Here is a 17,509-nt window from a genome sequence, read left to right as displayed (position 1 = left end):
TTTTTCTTCGCGCTCCTCACCGCGGACCCGCGGTGGCTGTTTCACGGCCTCCGCGCGAATCAGACTCAGACAAAACATCCGGTGGGCACTCCTACCACCAGCATTGACGGCGTTCGTGGTTACTCCGGGTCGGAGTTGAATTCTGGCACCGGCCGATCGGCAACATCCTCCGTGCTTAGTGCAACACCATTCTTCCGAATGTCCTCGATCAACCACTCCATCTCCTTGATCTCCCGGCGCTGGGCAGCGATGATTTCGTCCGCCAGCTTTCGCACCCTCAGGTCCTCGATTTGCGCCCGCTCGCTGGTCAGGACGGCGATCGAGTGATGCGGGATCATTCCCTGCATGTAATCCACGCCGGTGACCGTCCACTGGCTGCGCACCAGCCACAACGCCGCTCCGAACAATGCCACGCCGCCGAGCAGAATCGCCACGTTCGCCTTCCTGTTCAGATACATCCCCCACATGAACCCGAGCATCACCCAGATCATCCCCGCGCCCATGATCAGTGTCATAAACAGCCGCGTCTCACTGAACCACGCATGATCGAGGAGCTGGTAGGAGTGCAGATACATGAGGAAAAACATCACCACCATGGACGTGCCGATCATGGCGAAGAACTTCAAATACGATCCGTGGTCCCCTTTGTTTTCCATGTCACAGCTTCTTATCGATCCATGAGCCGTCAAATCTTCAATCCGATGATGAACCCGAATGTCTACCAGTCGCGATCTTGACAATCTCCAATCCGAGCCACACTAGGATCGGCTGCAAAGGTGTCCGGGAAGAATCATAATGCAGGCCAGTTGGAAAAGCCAATGTAGAGATCGATCCGCCGTTCTTGGCGGACCAACAGCCGACGCCACGCGCCGAACCAGGCAAAGAGTCGCTCGACTTTCCACCGGGGCTGCCGTCGCCGCACCTGCTTGCCAGGTGCGGCGACGGCGGGATATTCAACCCGACCGCCGGAGGTCCGCCGTGGTGTCCATTGCTCCCGCGGTCATTCATGGGCGACACGCCCGGCCACGCAGCCGATGGAATCCCGGCAAACCGGCACCGGCGAGCACGAGAGACCGGGATCCGGGTTGCCGTCCTGGTCGGTGATCCAGCAATCGCCGATCACGGTTTCCGGCTGGAAGTCGTCCGCTGGCACCGCGAAGCAGTAGCGGCGGGAGTTCCGGGTATAGGGCGAGGAGCAACCGCGTTTCAGTCGATAGACCAGCCCGGCGAGAATCGCTTGTTTCGCTTTCATATCGCGAGGGAAGCGAGGGGGCGGATGCCCGCCCCCTCTTCCGTCTCAAGCGGCCTTCCGGGTGGTGGGTTCGAGGGTGAGCGGATCGAATCCCGCGCCCCATGACTTCGGCACCGGCACCTCCTTGGTACAGATGTCCAGCCATCGGCCCGCATAGTCGAAGCCGATCAGGTTGGCGATGCGTTCCATGTCGACGCGTCGGGACTCGTCCAGCAAATCGCCGTTCCGGTGGAATTGAAGGCGCACCCCGATCACGGCTTTGACACCGTTCCAAATCACTTCCTCCGGGGTCTGCGGTTCTTCGCTCCAAAGATCGAGCGGGGGAACGGTTCCGGTGGAGTCGAGGGATTCCCATGTCGCTTGAATCGTCCTTGCTCCCGGGTCGCTGCGCGTGCCGCTCATCCCGAACGCGGCCACGATCTTGAGGATCGGGGCCGTTGCCGGCATCGGCGCGACCTTCACCGCCTCCGCGATCGACTTGTTCATGAGCGCGAGGCGTTTCCCGGTCACGCGGTCCTCCCGCGATTCCTTCTTGGCGGTCGAATCCCCGGTAGTGGGAATCGTTCCGCCTCCGGCCTTTTCCTCCTTGGGCAGAACCCAGCGAATGACGGGTTGCATGGGGTCGGTAAGATCGAGGGCGGGCGTCGCGTTCTTTCGCTCCTTCTTGAACGTGCGGAAGCGGTCCTTCTGCTGCCAGTGGGGAACGGCGGTGTAATCCTCGCCCTTGTAGGCGATTTGTCGCTGATGGCTCCCGGAAAGGATCACGAAGTCCGAAATCGGGCGTTCGCCGATGACAGCGGCAATCCTGCTGTCGAGGAAAAGCCCCTGCCGCTTGCGGAAGCATTCGGCATTCAGGCACGCCCCGCACGGATGTTTCTCATCCGGGAAAAGCGATTCCGCCGTGCTGGTGCTGCATCCCGGCCCGCACCCGTCCACAAAGGTGCAGGGGTCGTCCAGCCATTCCGCATGCTCAAGCGAACGGGCTTGGCGGCGGTGGCTGTCCACCAAATCCTTCAACGTGCGGAAGTCGTTCATCCCCCATGGATCGTCCGCGCAAGCGTCCTGCTCGTCGGCCGGAAGCGTGCCGATGAATTCCATCATGTCCGTGGTGAAATGCTCGAAAGCCCCTTCCGGCCGCCACGCCTCGCGGGCGGCGGGGGTGAGGGAAACCAGCTTCATCCGGCGGCGCAGCCAGATTTCATCCTTCCCGTAGAAGGCCACGATGGCGGGCAGGCTCGCGCCTGCCGCAACCCTGCGTTCGATCAAGATCGCCTCCTGCATCGGGTCCGGGTTCTCCCGCTGCAAGTTCTCCGTCAGGATGAAATCCTCGAAATCCTCATCGGGGATTTCCCGGATGATGGCATCGAGCGTGATTCCCAGCGCCCCGCATGCGACCTTGCGGCGGGCACCGGCTGCCAGTTCGAAATGCCCCGGCTTGGTCGGATGAGGCCGCACGATCGCGGGCGTGATCTGCCCGGCGGCGCGGATGGATGCCATCAACTCGGCCACATCGGCCTTTTTCGGCTGGCGGGTGTTGAGCTTGGAAATGTGAACCAGCTTCGGGTCCAGCTTCACCACCTTTTCAGTTTTCGTGCTCATGGTGGTTCAGGCTGGGAGTTCAACGGGTTGGAACGCTGTCAGCCAATGCTGGCCGATGACGTAGCCGACTTGCACGGTGCCGCGTTCCGTATCGTGGTACATCTTGGAAACGCGGCCCGGAACCTGTTCGCGGAGTTCCCGGAGAGTGCGGGAGTAAAAGCGGTTTCCATACTGGTCGAGGAAGAGCGTGAGCTGTCCTTTCATGGCTTCGGTCTTTCTACTGTGGTATTAGTAGGAATGAGGAATGGGAGGGGGGAGCGGTTGCCCGCTTCCCCCCTCCCGGGAAACCTCAGCCTTGTTTCAGCTCCGCCATCCTTCCGGCCAGGTGCCAGAGGGCCTTGTTGAGCGCCACATTGCCATCGATGCCGGTCACGGCCCGGCTCTTGGGCATCCCCTTTCCATCCGCCTTGCGCTTCGCGTAATCCTTCTGGCCGCCACGCACGCAGTTTTCCTGCACCGTGTTGAAGGTGCGCCACGCATCCTTGCCGCTGTCCTCGTAGCGCTTCGGCTCAAGCAGCTTGAACGGACGCACGGGAGCGGACTCGAGGCTGCCATACCGGAGGATGGCGGCGGACTCGGCGAAGGCCTCGCGCTCCCCATCGGTGAGGGTGAGGGCCTTCATTTCCTGCAACCCGTCCATGATCGCCGGAATGCCGTCGGCGATTTCCACGGATGCCTCGATCACCTTCGAGGGATCGAAATTCAGGTGAGTGATGCTGATGCGCTTGAAAGTCTCATCGCACACGACAAGCCCGTTCAGGCACATGAAGCGGAAGATGCCCGCGTGAAGCTGGTAGGCGCTGGAACGGTCGTGGCTGTTCACGATCACGATTTCGGGGCGCTCGGCACCGGGACTCTGGAGGTCGTCGCGGTGGGCGAAACGGAGCATGTGCTTCTGGAATCCGGCGCGGGACTCGTCGCGCACAAGCTGCTCCTGCGCGGCCACTGGCACCCATCCCTGATCCGCCATGCCGGTAAGAATGGAGGAAGTCGGGAGGAATGAATACCGGGAGGAAGTCCGGTCGTGTGGATTCTCGGCGAAGATCGAGGGTGCGAAGCCCCGGAGTTCGTCGATTTCGAGCGGGCGGTGAAGGCTATCGCCATAGCCACCGAGGGTCTTGTACTGGTGTCTCATTTGCTAAGTGGGAGTTTGGTTTCAGTCTGTGAATCGGCGGGGTTTGGCGCCCCCGACCGATGGAGAGAAGATACGTTTAACCTGCACCAACGGCAAGAGAGAAAACACGCAATACATTGATTACGAACGAACTACAAAACGCAAAAAGCGTTTTTCGTTCGAGCGAAATCAATCGCGTGAAGAACGGGCCGCCGCCCATCGGAGCGGATGGCAAGGACGGAGGCCGGAGCTGCCCGGACCTGCACAAGCGAGGGAGAATAGGGGGCGTTTCGTCCAGGTGGAGGCGACATCGGGAGCACAACCTTGACGAACTCCGCCAGGAGAGCCGCCTACAGGACCGAGCGCGGAAGGGAGGACAGCGAGGACCGGAGCGACCGACCAACGGGAGGGAACTTGTCCTTGCCTGCCGCGGGGCGGTGGCAATCCCCACGCGCCAGCGTGCAAGCTGATGGCAGGGGAGGGGAGGAGGGCGGCGGATCGGGACGGGGAACGGAATAAAGTCCCCCGGCGGCTCGGCCGCCCTGGGGACGCCGCGGCCCGTTCGCGGGACCGGCGGTTTATGCCGGATTCCCGATCCGATGGGGAGGCCGGTGGATGCGGGGTGCCGGGTGCGGAGCCTGACTTTCCGAAGACGAAATCCGCCCGGCCGACGGCCGCTCACTCGGGGTTTTAGGGGCAAGCAGCCCCTAGGAGAGAGGGGAGCGCCGCACGAAGTAGGCGCGGGGCGGAGAGACCTCTCCCCCGCCAAAAATCATGCCCTTGTATCTCGAATAAGCGATTCGATTTCTAAATTCAACGCCCGACACCAACGCATCAAAATCACCAAGCCAGGCTGGGACAAACCTCTTTCCGATCGCGACACATGGGTGAAATCCACCCCCATCTCCGCACTCAATTTTCTCAGAGTCAGCCCATTTCTGAGCCGTTCCTTCTTGAGAGCAGACACTATCCTCCTCAGGTGCTCCTCATCCGGATCACCCGAAGAAAAATCCTTGGGCAGTGATTTTCCGGAACGCAGGGACATTCCGGCATTCTGAAATTCGCTACCGTCACAAAAGAGATTTTTTTGGCTTGTTGGCTATAATCCTCACCCTAACTTAGCAGCGAATCAGCCAGATGCCGTGATCTTACCCCACATTATTCCCTATCGCTGCATTGCCGGCCAACCGCGACTCAGCGAGGGGTGTTCACGATCGAAGTCGGCTTCCGCTAAGCATGTCCCCCGAAGAGGGCGCGCCCTCATCCCCCGGTTCTTCGGGGGCGCGTCCTCGATTTTTTCTAATGCCTATTCGCCGAAATACCGACGGGCATCCTTGCGGAAACGAGGGATCGGGTCGATTCGCTTTTCTGCTCGCTTGAGGATTTCGCCTGGTGAAAGACCAAGAGCGAAGGCCAATCGCCCGAAGCTCTCGATGGAAGGCGTTGCTCGACCTTGTTCCAGGTACGTGATGAAAGACCGTGCGAGTCCGGTTCGTGCCGAAAGCTCATTTTTGGACAGGCCACGGGCCTCCCTCAGCTTGGTCAATTCGACCGGCAGCGCTTTTTTCAATTCTTCGGCCCATTCTTCCGCATCCATGGCCCGCCATCGTGGCGGGCTCGCAGGACATAGTGCGGGTTCGATATTTAGGTCGTTCGATCAAACGCAAAAATTGCAGGATTCCTTGACCGACTGCTCATTTATCCACAAAAAGCATGCGCTTCTCACTGGTTCTCCGTGCCATTTCTAACATAGAACCCCCATGAAATTTCCTTCGACTCTATCCGCGCTCTACTTCATCCCGCCAGTATTGATCGCGACTTTGTCGGCTCAGGATGCCGACATCATAACAAAATGGGACGTCCAGCTCCCTCCTCCAATCGTACAGGAGGAAGAGAACCGTGAAGTCCCGGCTGTAGATCCGGTGCCGATCCAGTTCGATGTGCTGACCTCACGCACAAAGGAGGTGTATGTCCAGGAAACGCCCGAAATGCCGGACCTGCCACCCGTGGAAGGAAAGATCAAGGTGACCATCCAGAAGGTGGCGGATCCGGGCCTCCCGGATCCGCCTCCGCCTCTTCCGGCGTTGCCGCCGGACGATCCCGCGGTGATCGCCCGCATGGAGGAATTGCGGGAAACCTACCGTGGAACCGAGCTAATTTTCGTTTCCTCGTCCGTGTACATGGAGACGAAGGATTCCCCGGAATGCCGCACGTTGTTGAGAATCTATCCAAACGGGCAAACGGGGAATGAAGTCGTTGCGTGGACCAACCTGAACCTTCTCCACCTCTGCGGCCAGGGCGGCTACCGACTCAATCTCGACGACGGAACCTATCAGGATTTCGGCCTGCTCATGGGTATCAGCCCGATCTACATCGAGAACATGCGACGCCTGGCCGCAACCCACGCGGGCCGCGAATATCAGGAACCGGAGATTCCAGAGCTTCCCGATCTGGCAACGGCCGGTCCATCTTTCGTACTGGTCGAGGGCGACGCCGCCAGCCCGGCCTACGCCACGCTGGAGCAAATCCACGACCTGTTCCGCCTGTCAGGCGACACGATCAAGGCTCAGCACCTCGCCCGCGAGCAAGCACGGGTGGAGCGCAAGGCCTTCCTCCTCGCCAATCCTCCCAAGCCCAAGGACGTGACGATCCGCGTCTGGCGCCGCACCCCCACCCAAATCTCACAGGAGCAAGCCCGATGAAATCCCCAACGCCACTCCTACTCCTCGTCGCCCTGTTTGCCGTATCGCTTCTCGGCACCGCACTGGCCGATCCGCCCGAACAACCGCAGGTTTCCTTCACCGAAGGAACCGCCGGAACCTGGAATGCCGATTGGGCGGGTGTTGCGGGCCGATCCTACTTCCCGCAGGGCAGCACCGACCTCGTGGGCTGGGAATGGTTCCCACTGATCGAGTTCTCGGACGGCCCGAAGGGCGTCGGTGTCGATGTCGAGGGATCAGCAAAGTATTTCTTCCGCCTTCAATACACCGACGAACCAACCACCGATCCCGAACTTGAGGATTTCGCCCATGATGGCATCGGCAGCCTGATCAAGGTGCTCATGGGTCTCGATCCATTCGAGCCGCTGGCCTGGGAAGACACCGACTCCGACGGCATCCATGACGCCATCGAGCGGTTCTGGTTCAGCAATAGCCTGGCCGGGACCGAGGGCGGCGACGATGACGCCAACGGAAACGGTATCCGGGACGTGTTCGAAATTCAGGCCGGCAACGATCCCACTTGGGACCTAACCGGCGATTCGGACAGTCGCTCGAACTATACTTATGACGTGATGGGCCGCCTTACCGGAGCCGATGGCGTCGCCTACGTCTTCGATATCGAGGGCAACCTTGAATCCTCCAACTGATAGATCCCATGCTTCTCCGACTTTTCTCCTCTCTGATCATGGCGGCGCTTTGCCTGGGCTCCGTCAGTGCCGATGAACCTGAAAATCCCTTGTGGAGCCTGGTGGAAATGGAGGACTCCGCGCCTCCTGCAATCGGCCCGGAGGATGAGGTGCCGCTAGAGAATCCTGAAGATCCTCCGATGCAGGCAATGTCCTTGAGCGTACCGGCGGCAGTGGAAGCTGAGATCGTCGAACTTGCCGAAACGCTCGGCAACGATCCTGTCAGGATCTTCAACTACGTCCGGAACGAGATCGATTATGACCATTATTTCGGTCTGCGGAAAGGCTCCGTTCTGACCCTCCTCGAAGGAAGCGGCAATGACTTCGATCAATGCGAACTGCTTGCGGATTTGCTCAGGGCAGCGGGATATACCGATATCCGATATTTGATCCGCGGGCAAAGGATCAGCTTCTCCGATTTTAAGGATTGGATTGGATTTGCGGCAGAGCCGTTCCCAGGAAAAACCTATTTTCAAGCGTACGGTAGAAATATCACCGACGACTATCATTCAGGACAGGACAATGGAGTGGGGGATCTCGTCGCAAAACAAGCGACCTTCTGCGGATCAGCAATCGCAAGTGGGGGATCTAGATCCTCCGTGGGAGGGGCTGCTGTCTGGTATCCGGATTTTCCAACCAAGGCCACGGTGGTTTGGGACCGGATGAGCTTGAGCGTGAACGTCGGAGGAACCCGTTACGAACTCGATCCTTCATACAAGACCTATGAGAAGATTCCGAGCCTCGATCTGCTCGCTGCGGCCGGGTACGTTCGCGACGATATCATCGCGGCCGCCGGAGGCGGAACCAATGTCGACTATGCCCAAGGTCTCGATGATGCCGCGATCCGCAGTTTCATGGCGAACCTCACCCATGACCTGTTGGATGAGATCGCGGAGAATTACCCGGGTCTGAGCGTACGGGAGCTAGTGGGAGGGCGCCGGATCATCAAACACGACATCACCAGCCTGAACGATGCGTTTCCCCTTCCCCGCGTCTGGTTCGGAACGAACATCGACGAGACTTTCATCCCGGACAACTACAAGAGCAAGATCCGCTTCCAGGCGGGCTCGATGGATCACACCGAGAACATGGCCGACCTGAAAGGTCGGAAAGTCTCCCTGACCTTCAGCGGGAACACTGTCGAACTCCGTCTCGACGACGCGGATCCTGTAGCCACCGCTTCAATTTCCGCTGCGCAATTCAACATGACTCTCACCGCCAGTCATCCCGGCGGACAGGGAAACATGTCGGAATCCAAGGTGTATCAGAAGAACAATAACTTCGCTTACGCAATCCTCTATGGATTTTCCCCGTCAGGAAAGCTCCTCCAAAAGCGCTACGAACAGCTCGCGTCCTACAAGGCAGACGGCAAGGCGGACGACTCACGCGAAGTCAGGACCGAGCTCCTGAACATCATGGGGGCCACCTGGCTGTATCAAACCCATCTTGCCGAAAGTATTCTTGCGGCCAAAAACGACATGGTGGGGTGCTCTATCCACCGCTTCGGCAGGATGGGCCAGGAGCAGGGATTCTATGTTGATGTGGGTCTGCAACGAACCTACATGAGACCTGACGACGGTGATCTCAGCACCGGTAGAATGGACAATGTTTTCCATTTGGGCTCGTTGTACGCGAGCGCAATGGAGCATGGGATCATCGAGCAGATGCAGCCCGGCACTTCGGCCGTTTCGACGGTGAACATCATTCGTACGGCAAATGCTATAACAAATAACACGAACAAACGCATCTATCTTGCCCATGCCGGGAATTGGACCGCGGTTCGTGCCCAGCTCAATTCGGGAGGATATCCAGCCGCCAAGCTGGACGATTTCGCGAACTACTTCAATCCATCCCATGCGAACTACGCTCCCGAGACGAAATTGCTCCTTCCCCGGAGCTATTCGGTAAGACCGAAACTCCCAAACGGCAATAACGGCAACTGGATTGGTTCCGGTTGGGTGATCCGCAAGGACGACGAAGCCGGGATGATCATCAGCGGCGGCTACAGTGGCGGTTATTCCTATTGGGGTGGTGGTGGAAACAACTACGTCAGTTCCCCGCCGATCTACACGGGTAGCTATTACAACCCCACCTATTCCTACACTCCGTCCTACAGCTATTCGTCGTCCTACGTTCCTCCGAGTTTCAGTACGCCGAGCTTCTTCGGATCCGATCCGGTGAACATGGCTACGGGCTCGTTCGAGTATTCGCACACGGACATGGAAACGGGTATCGAGGCTGCACCCCGTGGCCTCGGATTCACCCGGAACTACTCCAGCGCCAGGGCGACGGAGGAACGCCAGAACATTGGCTACGGCTGGAGCCACTCGCTCCACATCCGTGCGGCCAAGCGCACGGCATCGGAAGAATCCCTTGGTTTGGGCACGGTCCAGCAAGCAGCCTCCTTCCTGACCTCGATGATGGTTGCGTCGGATCTGTACCGCTCTGACGCATCGGTCCAGGAGTGGGGAACCACGGCATTGATCGTCGGTTGGTATCTCGACCAGTTGAACAACAATGCCGTTTCGGTGACGATCGGGGGTAACACCGTCCAATTCATCAAACAACCGGACGGGACCTATCAGCCTCCCGCCGGCTCCACGATGTCCTTGGAGATCGTCTCCAACAACATCCGGGTTTCACAGCGCCACGGGAACACGATGTTTTTCCAGGACACCCAATCCTCGGACGACGAATCGCAGCGCATCCAGAAGATCGCCGATCCGGACGGTAAGGAAATGACCTTCGTTTACCACAACGATGACCGGATCAATTACGTCCAGGACTGCTACGGTCGCCGATACACCTTCGGTTACACCGGCACCCGGATCACGAGCATCACGGATTCGACGAACACCGGAGCGACCCGCTCGGTGGGCTTCCGGTTCGACGGGGAAGGAAACCTCGATCGGGTGACCGATCCGGAAGGAAAGTTCTACTATTTCGACTATGAGGTCCCGGGTGATCCCGGCGGCACCGTCGCCGCCGACCACCGGATTGTCCGGATGCGGAATCATGATGGGAATGCCATCACCCAAAACGTCTATGATCCATTGGGTCGCGTCACCGAACAGTTCCTGCATGGTGACACCAACAAGACCTGGAAGCTCCGCTACACCGGCACGGAAAACACCGAGGAAAACCCCGAAGGAGGCGTCACGACGTATTTCTACGATGAGCGGGGGCGCTCGATCGGCAAACGTGATCCCAGCGGCGTCACCGAGTCCTGGGCGTACGATGGGCAGGATCAGATCGTGGAAAAGACCACCGGCTCCGGTGAGACCACGATCTATCACTACGACGCCCGCCACAACCTCACCCAAATTGACCACCCGCGGGGCGGTGGTTCGACCCAGATGTTTTATGACTCCCTCGATCGCCTCGATCTGGTGATCGATCCCGACCTGAAAGAAACCGATTACGTCTACAATTCGGGCAACACGAAAGCCCGTCCCGATCAGATCATCGACCCCGAAGGGACCACCAGCTACCAATACAAAACCTCCGGTGCGGCCATCGGACGGGTCTGGAAAGTCACCGACAACGACAACCTTCTCACCGAGTACGAATACGATTCTTACGGTCATCCGGACTGGATCAAGGCTCCCGGGGGATTCCAGACCCAGTACACGTACACTGCCCGGGGCGATCTCCTGGACACCACCGACCCCAATCTCGTCGTCACTTCTTACGAGTACAATGCGCGTCGCCAGGTTACGAAGATCACCTCCGACGACGGCGGCGCGAACGAATCGGTCGAGGATTTCGCCTACAACAACCAGGGGCTTCTCGAACGCAAGACCGAGGCGGCCGACAACGGAGGTCAGCGGTTCGCGACACGGTACGAATACTCGCCCACGGAGAAACAGCGTTTCGTCCGCACCAGCGACAACGACGGCGAAGGCCCGAACGATCCGTACACGGAAATCGCCTATGACGGTCGCGACTGGCAGAGCCAGAGCCTCGACCCGGCGTCCCGTCTGACGATCTTCACCCCACAGGCCAACGGCCAGCCGTGGAAGACCACGATTCCCCTCAGCCGTGAGAAGATCCAGTTGCAGGATGGCGACGGCCGCCCGACCGGCGGCGTGGTTCCCGGTTCCAGCGGAACGCGCAGCAGCTCGATCGTCTATGACGTGGCGCCCTCCGGCTATCCCCGGACCGTGACCACGACGGCGGACAATCTTTCCGTGAATGAAGTCCAGGACCGCAGGGGCAACCCGCGTTTCTACACCAACCGCAAGACCAACGTGTGGGAGTTCCGCTATGACGGCCTCGGCCGGAGGACCCATGTCATCACCCCCTTGGACGCTGCTGCCAGCCGCGCCCAGGTCACGGAATACAGTCACCGGGGTACGGTGAAGAAATTCACCGAACCTTCGGGGCAAGTTTCAAATTTCACGTATGATCCCACCTCGGGCCGTCTCACCGGCGTGACCGATGGCGTTGGCACCATCAGCCACACCGCGTACGACAACAACGGGAACCTCCTCACCACCACGGAAACCCGCACCGGCACGCCGGGAACGAAGACCACCACCCGGACCTATGACCGGCAGGATCGTCTCAAGTCCCGCACCGACGAGAACAGCCAAACCATTGGCTACCGCTATTACCCGAGCGGCAAGCTCTGGAAGATCATCTACCCCGGCGGGAGCGAAAGCGGCACGGGTCATGTGGAATACACCTGGTGGCAGAGCGGCCAGCTCAAGGATGTGATCGACAAGCTCGATTCCACCTCCAGCCCGCGCACCACTTCCTACTTCTGGAACAAGGACGGTCGCCTCGCGAAAGTCCAGCGCGACAACGGCACCATCCGAGAAGTGAAATACGATGCCGCCGGACGACCCGATGTGATCGAGGAGTACGGCCCGGACATGAAGCTGATCTTCGTCCACAAGTACGGCTTCTATCCCAGCGACGAAATGGCCTGGCGCTATACGCTGCCAGCCAAGCGCACCAGCGGTAACGACCCGCCCGCGATGTTGGCGATGACCTACAATGCCGACAACCAGCTCGCGACCTGGGGCGGCCAGACCATCATCCACGATGCGGACGGGAACATGACCACCGGGCCTGCCCCGGATGGTTCCTCCCTCGCCAGCTATTCGTACGACACCCGCAACCGGCTCGTCTCAGCTCTCGGCACCACCTACACGTATGATGCCGACGGCCAGCGCGTCGGCATGGTCAACGGAGCCGACACAACCACCTTCGTCACCGATGTCAGCTCAAGGCTTTCCAAGCTGCTCGTCCGGACAAAGAACGGGGTGAGCACCCGCTACGTGTGGGGCCTCGGTCTCCTCTACGAAGTCAACGGCAGCGGTGGCAGTGCCACCACCGTCAGCTACCACCACGACGCGACGGGCAGCACCATCGCCCTCTCCGACGACACCGGAAAGGTGATCGAGCGGATCGGCTACACGCCGTGGGGTCAAATCAACCACCGGGCCAATCTCGGCGGCACCCCGCACGACACGCCATTCCTCTTCACCGGATTCTTCGGCAACCAGACCGACGGCAACGGCCTGCTCTACATGCGGGCGCGGTATTACCATCCGCAACTCGGCCGGTTCCTGAATGCCGATCCGGCCCAGGAGGGCATGAACTGGTACGGCTACGCCGGAGGCAACCCGATCGGCATGGTCGATCCGATGGGCCTTGGCATCGAGAGCGTGCTGGATTCCGTGCAAACGGTCCTGAGCTTCCTCGGCATGACGCCGGTCTTCGGAGCGGTCTTCGATGTCGTGAACGCGGGCATCAGCATCGGCCGGGGCAACTACGTGGATGCGGCGATGAACCTCGCCAGTGCCATCCCCGGCATCGGGGACTTCGCGATGGGAGCGAAACTCATCGGCGGAGGTGCGGCCAGCTACGCGAGTTTAAGTCTCATCGGCGCCCGATGGGTTGATAACGCAGCTACCCTCGGCAAATATGAAGTGGGTGCGTACAACGTCCTAAGGAAAGGAGCTGCGACTGGACTCGACGCCCATCACGTCGGTCAAAAAGCGGTGATGTCAAAACTCATACCAGGATACAATGCTTACACAGCTCCATCGATCCTTGTTCCGTCATTAGGTCACACAGTTGGATCTGGAGTGGTCTCAAGAACCACGACTGGATTCACCAGTGCGAGACAAGTAGTTGCCCGCGATATAAGAGAGCTTCGCAGAGTTTATCCCGACATCCCAAATACGCAGTTAAAAACTCTTATCGATTTGAATAAGTCCATGTACCCTTCCGCCTTCCAGAAGATTGCAACACCTTGACAACAATGTTTACCCTAATCGACGGAAGATACCAAGCTGTCGCCTCTAAGATCGAAGAAGAATGGCTTTCTGACCCAAATTCGAGCAAATGGTATAAATACATTTCGGATCTTGGAGAACCCGATAAGGCGACTTACGTGATCATGGTTTTTCATAACCAAGTTGAGAACGGAGGACTCCACCAATATTTCTCAAATTCATACGGGCAATTCGCAAAGGAAACCATTCATCTACTCAAACAAATTAAGGCATTTGACGCCGCCACGATATTAGAGCGAGCCTTGGGCTTGGTAAAGCCGCTGGACATGCCATTCGAAGAATTCAGGAAGGCGCTTAGAAAGCGCACGCTAAGAAGTATTTTTCAGAATGACGATATAGTTATTCCATTGGATGATCTCGATAAAGAATACTACAGTCTCGGAGACGAGCCTTTACTAAAGCTTGAAGAATTTCTAAGAACAATAAGTGATTCTAATTAATCTTCCCTAAGATGATCAGAGCTATTCGAAATTTCGCGCACTACATGAGTAGTGCGCTTAGCGGGAAGCAACCTCTGACGACTGATAATACGAAGCAATTGGTCGACACTCTCAGATATGGATTTATTTTCACTTCTTCGACTTTACACCAACGCTCCCAATTCTAGCTCTTAGAGAACCACCACATAAAATATGGGGACTTGGGGTCATGATGCATTCTCGAATGACGATTCTCTTGATTGGCTAGCAGAGCTGGAGGAAACAAAAGGTGTCGGAAAGGTTAATCGTGCCCTCTCTCGCGCAATTTTTCTTCGCAACGCCTCTTGGCTGCTCTTTCCAGTCCGCAAAACTCGTATTTTCAAGGGGCTGATCTTATTCTTTGCCCAAGGCTCCATAGTCCACGTCGCCGGAGAAGTTGTTGCGGCGCTTGGGGGACATCCTAGCCTTGATTTACCAAAATCCACCTCCTTATGGGTGAATGCAAACAGAGGCGATTATCGTAAAAAGCATGCAGTTCGCGCTCACCGAGCGCTCACTTTCATTCGGAATAAATCGGAGACCCGGATTCTCTTTGACGAATCCCACGAAAGCAGACAATGGCTTTCTGGCATTGATGATCTCCTGAAACGACTTTTGAAACTGAAAAAAAAGCGCTTGATCCAGATTAGCACCTAGGGTGCTAGCTCATGAGCGTGGCACTCCGGGGGCAAATTCTCAACAGGGAGTCCGCCACCGGAGAAGATGCTTGGATAATTCCCTCCGGGCTCTCATGATCGTCCCACGCATGCGATTTCTCCTCCCCGTTCTCAAGCCCTTCAGCCCCGCCTTGGCTTTCGCGGTGACGATGGCATCCATCGGCAGTTCACACGCTGCCACCGTTTACGGAAGCAGCGGCACGGAAAGCGCCCCAGGCCTTCTGCCTTACATTGTCGGGAATGGTGGAGTTGCCTTGGAATCTCTCACGCTGTACGAAAATGTCGGTAACGGTATCAGCTCTTCGATTGCCAACACCGATCCGTTGGACGCTGCTACCTGGCTGTCCAGCCTGCCTTCGGATGAGTCTCGGATTGTGTCGATCTCGCTCGGCGTCATTCAACAGTCGGTGGAGCGAATCAACCCGGAGTTCTTCCGTTGGATAGTTGAACAGTCCGCGATCACCCCTGATCGACTAGCAATCATTGAGGGCGATCGTTTCCAAGGTGGAGAAGGAAGAAGGGGAGGAGGATATTCCTCATGGGAGACCGTGGATTACGACCCAAGTTTTGGTTCTAGCTGGTTCTTGGTTGAGACCCCCGGCATCGTGGCAATTCCAGAACCCTCTTTTTGTTTTTTGGGAGGGCTGGGAATGCTCAGCCTTTTTCGGCGTCGTCGTTAAAGTTTGATCCGCTCGATCTCCTCCAAGGCGATCTTGTCCGCGCGCCGATCGTAGAGCTTCGTCGTTCGGGGCGACTCGTGCGCCGCGATCTGCGCGGCCGTTTCGATCGCTCCGCCGTTCTCCAGGAACACCGTGATCCCCGTAGCCCGGAAGGTGTGATTGCACACCGCCGCATCGATCCCGGCCTTCGCTGCACGGCGACGGATCATGCAGTAGGCGTCCACCCGGCTCATGCCCTTGGCAGTGAGCTGCTGGCTGCGGCCGCGGGTGGTGCGCCACAGCGGGCTGTTGGGCGACTTCTGAAACCCCGCTGCCTCAAGGTAGGCATCCAGATACTCCTCGGCGATGTGATGGACGGGAACCTCATGATTCTTCCCGCCTTTCTCGGCCAGGCGGATCCACGTCCGCTTGCCCTGCATGAAGACATCGGTTACCCGCATTCCAACCACGGCCGACACGCGAGAAAACGAATATAACATCAGCCCGATCAGGGCGCGATCGCGGAGGCCGATCACATTGGAAACGTCGATGCTGTTAATCAGCTCCTTGGCCTCCTCCGCAGTTAGCACCGGCGTCTTTCCTCGCTTGGTCGAGTAGCGAGGGCCGCGCACGGCCGCCGCCGGGTTGAAGGGCACGATCTGGCCGGTGACCAGGTAGTCGAACAGCATCTTGATCCCGGCGAGATGCTGCTTGATCGTTGGCGGGGAAAATTTGCTTCCATCCTCCTGTTCCTCATTGCCGAACATCTCGACGTAGGCGGCCACGTGGACCGGCCGGATCTCCTCGAGCTCGAGGTGCCGCTCGTCCGCCCATTTGAAAAACCGGCAAACGGCGCGGAAGTAGGCTGCGCGCGTGTTCGGGTTCCGGATCGTCGCCGCGAAGAACTCCAAAAAACGCTCCTGGGCCGATGCCCCGGCCCGGATCATGAGAGCCGGCCACGCTTCCGGTGCCAGGGACAAGGTCCCTGCAGGAGGAAGCGCGTGGACCTTGCGGTGGGCAAGGGGATCACTCATCGCCAAACTGTTCCCCCTCCTCGACGTGCTTGAACACGAAGGTGTCGAAAGTGGTGGTGACGGCAGGATCCCGCCGGTTCTGGATCACCCCCCGGTGCTTGATCCGCGGCTGGAACCTGCCTCCCGGTGGGGACCACAGCACCGTGAACTCGGCGTAGTAGGTCACACGCTCCTTGTGCCAGCTGAATGCCTCGTCGGTCAGACTGATGATCGCAAGCTGGTCCAGTTCAAAAAATTCTTCCAGGAAGCGGTAGGCATCGCGGCGAAGCGCGGCGTCGCCGGCGCAGTCATCGAGCGGAAAATTCTCGTCCTCCCACTGATGGCGCAGTGGAGTCCATTCAAGGTCGCCGGGCGAGGCCTCGGACCGGGTCCAGGGGTCGGAGCACAGACCGTCGGTGGCGAGGAGCCAGTTCCAGCGCGACCTCGCCCAATCTGGCTGTTCCATGGCTTGGAAGATCATGCCCTTGGCGCTGTCCTCGTGGCCGGCTCCGCACTCGAAACGCAGCTCCTCGCACCAGACATGCTGGTGGGCCTCGCGCATCAGGGCTCGGCCGAGGTTGGCGAGTTCATCGGAAACCCCGGCGGCGAGCGCGTCGCGCTGCCAGTCGTCCCATGGATATTCGCCAGGCTTGCAGGTGAGAAGCCGGTCCTCGCGCGCGCGCAGCTCGCGGACTTCGTCCGGACTGATCCAATCGCCGTCGTAACCTTGTTCGGCGGCGTGAGCCTCGATCTGCTCGTCGCCGCGCTCGAACAGCGTTTCGGCCTGGGCGTTGTCGAGGACGGCGTAGCCGACCCCCACGAACAGATTGCCGTGGCGGGCGAGGAGCGCGTCGGCGCCGCGGATCTTGAAGTGGGCGGGGTTCCTGAGCGTGGGAGTGGTCATTGGTCGAAGGACTCTGAGGCTTGGTAGAGGCTCCGAAACCGATCCTTTTTTGTCAAACATAAAGGACGTTATGTTGCGCAAAAAATTAGATCGAGAAGGGTGGGGCATTCGGATCGGGG

At 58.8% G+C, this 17,509-nt stretch carries 15 protein-coding genes; 6 read left to right on the top strand and 9 right to left on the bottom strand.

Annotated elements, in window-relative coordinates; all coding sequences use genetic code 11:
• Positions 1 to 119: 119 nt before the first annotated feature.
• From ABXH26_RS15765 to ABXH26_RS15735, 7 genes are all read right to left on the bottom strand, one after another.
• Positions 120 to 611 (bottom strand): DUF305 domain-containing protein, encoded by a 492-nt coding sequence (locus ABXH26_RS15765; RefSeq protein WP_434783434.1) that lies wholly within the window; start codon positions 609 to 611, stop codon positions 120 to 122.
• A 389-nt stretch (positions 612 to 1,000) separates the two neighbouring features.
• Positions 1,001 to 1,252: a hypothetical protein gene (locus ABXH26_RS15760; RefSeq protein WP_353568052.1), complete on the bottom strand. Its 252-nt coding sequence runs from the start codon at positions 1,250 to 1,252 to the stop codon at positions 1,001 to 1,003.
• 45 nt (positions 1,253 to 1,297) lie between these two features.
• Positions 1,298 to 2,851: a ParB/RepB/Spo0J family partition protein gene (locus ABXH26_RS15755; RefSeq protein WP_353568051.1), complete on the bottom strand. Its 1,554-nt coding sequence runs from the start codon at positions 2,849 to 2,851 to the stop codon at positions 1,298 to 1,300.
• 6 nt (positions 2,852 to 2,857) lie between these two features.
• On the bottom strand, positions 2,858 to 3,055 hold the full coding sequence (locus ABXH26_RS15750) for a hypothetical protein (RefSeq protein WP_353568050.1): 198 nt from the start codon (positions 3,053 to 3,055) through the stop codon (positions 2,858 to 2,860).
• A gap of 85 nt (positions 3,056 to 3,140) precedes the next feature.
• Positions 3,141 to 3,986 carry a DUF932 domain-containing protein gene (locus ABXH26_RS15745; RefSeq protein ID WP_353568049.1) on the bottom strand — a complete coding sequence of 282 codons (846 nt, stop codon included), beginning with the start codon at positions 3,984 to 3,986 and terminating at the stop codon, positions 3,141 to 3,143.
• A gap of 751 nt (positions 3,987 to 4,737) precedes the next feature.
• Positions 4,738 to 5,010: a helix-turn-helix domain-containing protein gene (locus ABXH26_RS15740; protein ID WP_353568048.1), complete on the bottom strand. Its 273-nt coding sequence runs from the start codon at positions 5,008 to 5,010 to the stop codon at positions 4,738 to 4,740.
• Positions 5,011 to 5,271: 261 nt separating this feature from the next.
• The gene (locus ABXH26_RS15735; protein WP_353568047.1) at positions 5,272 to 5,562 is read right to left on the bottom strand and encodes a helix-turn-helix domain-containing protein; all 291 of its coding nucleotides are present in this window, start codon (positions 5,560 to 5,562) and stop codon (positions 5,272 to 5,274) included.
• A gap of 163 nt (positions 5,563 to 5,725) precedes the next feature.
• Here ABXH26_RS15735 and ABXH26_RS15730 point away from each other — a divergent pair, with 163 nt between their 5' ends.
• From ABXH26_RS15730 to ABXH26_RS15705, 6 genes are all read left to right on the top strand, one after another.
• On the top strand, positions 5,726 to 6,667 hold the full coding sequence (locus ABXH26_RS15730; RefSeq protein WP_353568046.1) for a hypothetical protein: 942 nt from the start codon (positions 5,726 to 5,728) through the stop codon (positions 6,665 to 6,667).
• Positions 6,664 to 7,332 (top strand): hypothetical protein, encoded by a 669-nt coding sequence (locus tag ABXH26_RS15725; protein WP_353568045.1) that lies wholly within the window; start codon positions 6,664 to 6,666, stop codon positions 7,330 to 7,332. Before ABXH26_RS15730 ends, ABXH26_RS15725 begins: the two co-directional genes overlap by 4 nt.
• Before the next feature lie 8 nt (positions 7,333 to 7,340).
• Positions 7,341 to 13,640 (top strand): RHS repeat-associated core domain-containing protein, encoded by a 6,300-nt coding sequence (locus ABXH26_RS15720; RefSeq protein ID WP_353568044.1) that lies wholly within the window; start codon positions 7,341 to 7,343, stop codon positions 13,638 to 13,640.
• Between the two features lie 5 nt (positions 13,641 to 13,645).
• Complete coding sequence (locus ABXH26_RS15715) at positions 13,646 to 14,119, top strand: DMP19 family protein (RefSeq protein WP_353568043.1); 474 nt, start codon at positions 13,646 to 13,648, stop codon at positions 14,117 to 14,119.
• A gap of 192 nt (positions 14,120 to 14,311) precedes the next feature.
• Positions 14,312 to 14,794, top strand: a complete 483-nt coding sequence (locus ABXH26_RS15710; protein ID WP_353568042.1) for a DUF4259 domain-containing protein — start codon at positions 14,312 to 14,314, stop codon at positions 14,792 to 14,794.
• A 109-nt stretch (positions 14,795 to 14,903) separates the two neighbouring features.
• Positions 14,904 to 15,494: a hypothetical protein gene (locus ABXH26_RS15705; protein WP_353568041.1), complete on the top strand. Its 591-nt coding sequence runs from the start codon at positions 14,904 to 14,906 to the stop codon at positions 15,492 to 15,494.
• Here ABXH26_RS15705 and ABXH26_RS15700 read toward each other — a convergent pair.
• The gene (locus ABXH26_RS15700; RefSeq protein WP_434783433.1) at positions 15,491 to 16,507 is read right to left on the bottom strand and encodes a tyrosine-type recombinase/integrase; all 1,017 of its coding nucleotides are present in this window, start codon (positions 16,505 to 16,507) and stop codon (positions 15,491 to 15,493) included. The genes ABXH26_RS15705 and ABXH26_RS15700 overlap by 4 nt on opposite strands.
• A complete protein-coding gene (locus ABXH26_RS15695) occupies positions 16,500 to 17,390 on the bottom strand; it encodes a hypothetical protein (RefSeq protein WP_353568040.1) in 891 nt (296 codons plus the stop codon). The genes ABXH26_RS15700 and ABXH26_RS15695 overlap by 8 nt, the downstream gene beginning before the upstream one ends.
• Between the last annotated feature and the right edge of the window lie 119 nt (positions 17,391 to 17,509).

This window comes from Haloferula sargassicola (assembly GCF_040362925.1).
Lineage (GTDB): Bacteria > Verrucomicrobiota > Verrucomicrobiia > Verrucomicrobiales > Akkermansiaceae > Haloferula > Haloferula sargassicola.
Note: the sequence above shows the minus strand (reverse complement) of the source record. Positions and strands in the feature narration are given on the sequence as shown.